Below are 3,033 nucleotides of genomic sequence, written 5' to 3' on the forward strand. Positions count from 1 at the left end.
AGATCAATTTTTCAGCAAGCGCTTTATTTTTTGATGGAGGCACAGTAACACGACAAAACCGGGGTCAAAAACCGCAAAAAACCGAAAAACCGGGGTCAAGTCTTGATTCTTGACGGGCATTAAAACTGCTCTACTTTTATAGCTCTTTGTTTATAATTTGGGGGTATAAAAGTGAACAGGCCACTACGGATTGAATATGCAGGTGCGCTGTACCATGTGTCGTCGCGAGGAAATGAGCGTAAGCCGATTTATTGGGAAGAGGTGGATTTTTGCCTGTTTCTTGATGTGTTGGCCGAGGTTTATGACCGGTTTAACTGGGTGATTCATTCCTGTTGTTTGACGACCAATCATCATCTTTAAAAGTGAGCAGTTGGCAGTGTTCAGAAAAAGCTTTTTTTGCCAACTGCCAAAAACCGTGGTCAAGTCCTGATTATTGACGGGCATCAACAAAACCGCAAAAATATTAGGTCTTGAATCTGATCGGGCTATTGAAGCTAACGTCAAGAATCAAGACCTGGACATGGCTTTCTAGCTTTCAGCAGGATCACGCCGGCCCTGAAATGAGCGTTAATATAGTGGGTAAAAGATGGAGGTAGTTGAATACCTTCCAGAAGACAGCAAGCACTCAAACGAGCCGAAACCAAAGAAAGTATCTGAATTTTAAGTTCTCTCTGAAATTTGGGGTCCTGCAAGTTTGCTCTGGATACCAACCTCTGAAAAACTGGAAATCGTTGTATAACTTTGTCCAGGTCCCTGAGTTCATTCAAATCCTCAATTAACCGACTTTTGAATTTCTCCTTTTTTTCAGGTGTATTCGCCCTGTGACTAATAGCAACTTCATCCCATAAAGTGTCTACCAGTCGATCAACCCCGGTTTGATCTAATGGTGTAGTTACAAATGGGTTGACCAGGTTACTGAGCTGGCGAACAACGTCAGGATACTGAGTCCGTTGCGCCGGGGTGAGCGTGACGCAATTGCCGAAGTCGATAAACCAGACATCGATGTGGCCACCGGGTTTGAAAGTGACCATGATATTACCGGGGTGACAGTCGCCATGAACCATGCCATGTTTCAGGGCAAGTTCAAGCCATTTTTCTTTGGCTATGGAATGAACTATATCCAGTACATATTCGCAATCATCATCATCCTCCGGTGGTTCACCAAAACACCATTCATAGACCTCTGACCGCAGCTGCTGGTTTGCCGGGCTGGTCAATGTATTCAACGTGAACCCATCCTGAAGGTATTCCATGATCAGCAGGTTATCAGCGTCAACAGCTTCGGTTATCTTTGGCACCTTGAAGTTTAATTTGATTGACGTTGGCAGCGCATCAGCCTCAATTTCTACTTCTTTTGCCGTTTTCTCCAACGTTTCTTTGAAGGCAGTCAGGTTGTTTTTTTCTTGTTTAAGATTGCACTCCCGGATAAATGGATCGGTCATTTCCCGAATGGTCATTCTGATCTCTTTTGGCATGATAAATAGCAGCATTCTTATGGACTTTAATCCCGCGGCCAAATCATTGGCTTTCCAATCCGGAATCACTTTGGCTACCAGTGATTCTTCATCTTTTTTTACTTCAAAGCATGAGCCTATGGTTCCTGTTGCAATATGGCGCTCCACTGAATGATCTTTATAACCGGCTTTATCCAGGATTGATCTTGGCACAGAAATGGGAATTTCAGGATTGTTATCCAAAACATCCCGAATCACACCATCAAGTTTATCACTTTCGGCCTCCGTCATGTTCAATGCGTTGACCATCTGCGTTAACAGGTGGGGATTAGCAACCACCATCTGGAGCATTTTTGGATAGGCCGAACCCAGCCTTTGTAAATAACTCTGCATATGCTGGCTGGTAAACTCACGCCCAAACAGAGTGTGTTTGACACAATAATAAGCAATCAAGGTGACTTTTCCCACGGCCCGGCAGAATATTGAGATTTCGCGGGGTATGCTTTTAATTGAAGACCATGCCCTGGTGCCTGTACTTTGCTTTTCTTCTTTAAGGCTGGATGATTCGCCTTGATATTCAGTAACTTGTCTTCCTTGAAAGGTTGATTCAACGCTGGCGCCAGAACTCGTTGACGGTTTAACAGGAGGCTGAAAATCATATAGCCCCGGCGGGTGCTGCTCCATATGAGTGTCCATGATTACTTCCTTAATTAAATATTTATCTATTCGAATTCCAATAAAATTGGTATCTCAGGGTATTGGACAATATTTTTGCAATATCGTTCAATATCGAGGAATCAGCACATGAACATATAGCTTGCCAGGCTCCTGGTGTGGCCCGGCAATAAAAGCTGCATCTTTGCCAATCCCCGTATAGATATCTCCTCAAAAACCGAAAACCGGGGTCGCGAAAAACCAAAACCGCGGTCAGGTCTTGAATCTTGATTGTCTAAAACCTCCACCTCATACTGCGCCAAGCTCAGCGCAACGCCTTTGATTGCCACTTTTTGATTACATACCTTTTCCCCAACAACCACGCCCCCCTTTAAAGGTAATCAAAGGTACTCAAAGGTAATCAAAGGTAATCAAAGGTAATCAAAGGTAATCAAAGGTAATCAAAGGTAATCACAGACCCCTACCGTAGCCTGGCCTGACGACCGGTGCCTAAAACCCTTATTGGCGGAAATACTAACAACAACCCGCACTCCGTCAGGAACCATCGCCTTGCCCCCTTTGCCAGACATTCGTAGTTGGCATCACTTGAACGCCGAGAAACAAACGTCTAATGACTTATGTAAATCGGTCATGTAATTACCTGACCCATAAATTTAACGTCGCTAGTCTTTTATAAAATTCTATTAATTATGAAACTCTCTCAGCTGATCCTGGTCTCAGGCAAGGAGTCAGGTCCAAGAGTAAGGTAAAGCAATGAATAGTATCGGGCAAAGTGCGTCAAATTTATCTTTTAACTGTTCTCTATGTGAAAGCTCTCCGCGTAAAAACGCCGGAAGCCGTACAAATCGGCAGGGTGGGCGACTGGTCCAGGCCTCTTGCCCGGGCTCTCACGTTTTCCACCTGG

At 44.3% G+C, this 3,033-nt stretch carries 2 protein-coding genes; one reads left to right on the forward strand and one right to left on the reverse strand.

Features of this window, described 5'->3' with window-relative positions; genetic code table 11:
* Positions 1–171 precede the first annotated feature (171 nt).
* A complete protein-coding gene (locus KDK14_RS05045) occupies positions 172–360 on the forward strand; it encodes a hypothetical protein (RefSeq protein WP_257263925.1) in 189 nt (62 codons plus the stop codon).
* 140 nt (positions 361–500) lie between these two features.
* Here the strand turns inward: KDK14_RS05045 and KDK14_RS05050 are convergent, their stop codons facing one another.
* A complete protein-coding gene (locus tag KDK14_RS05050; RefSeq protein ID WP_257263926.1) occupies positions 501–2,150 on the reverse strand; it encodes an AarF/UbiB family protein in 1,650 nt (549 codons plus the stop codon).
* Between the last annotated feature and the right edge of the window lie 883 nt (positions 2,151–3,033).

Source organism: Endozoicomonas sp. ONNA2 (assembly GCF_024606365.1).
Classification (GTDB): domain Bacteria; phylum Pseudomonadota; class Gammaproteobacteria; order Pseudomonadales; family Endozoicomonadaceae; genus Endozoicomonas.

What these genes read in the sequence shown, in the direction of transcription:
- KDK14_RS05050 (WP_257263926.1), bottom strand. Translation starts at nt 2,150, where the DNA reads ATGGACACTCATATGGAGCAGCACCCGCCGGGGCTATATGATTTTCAG.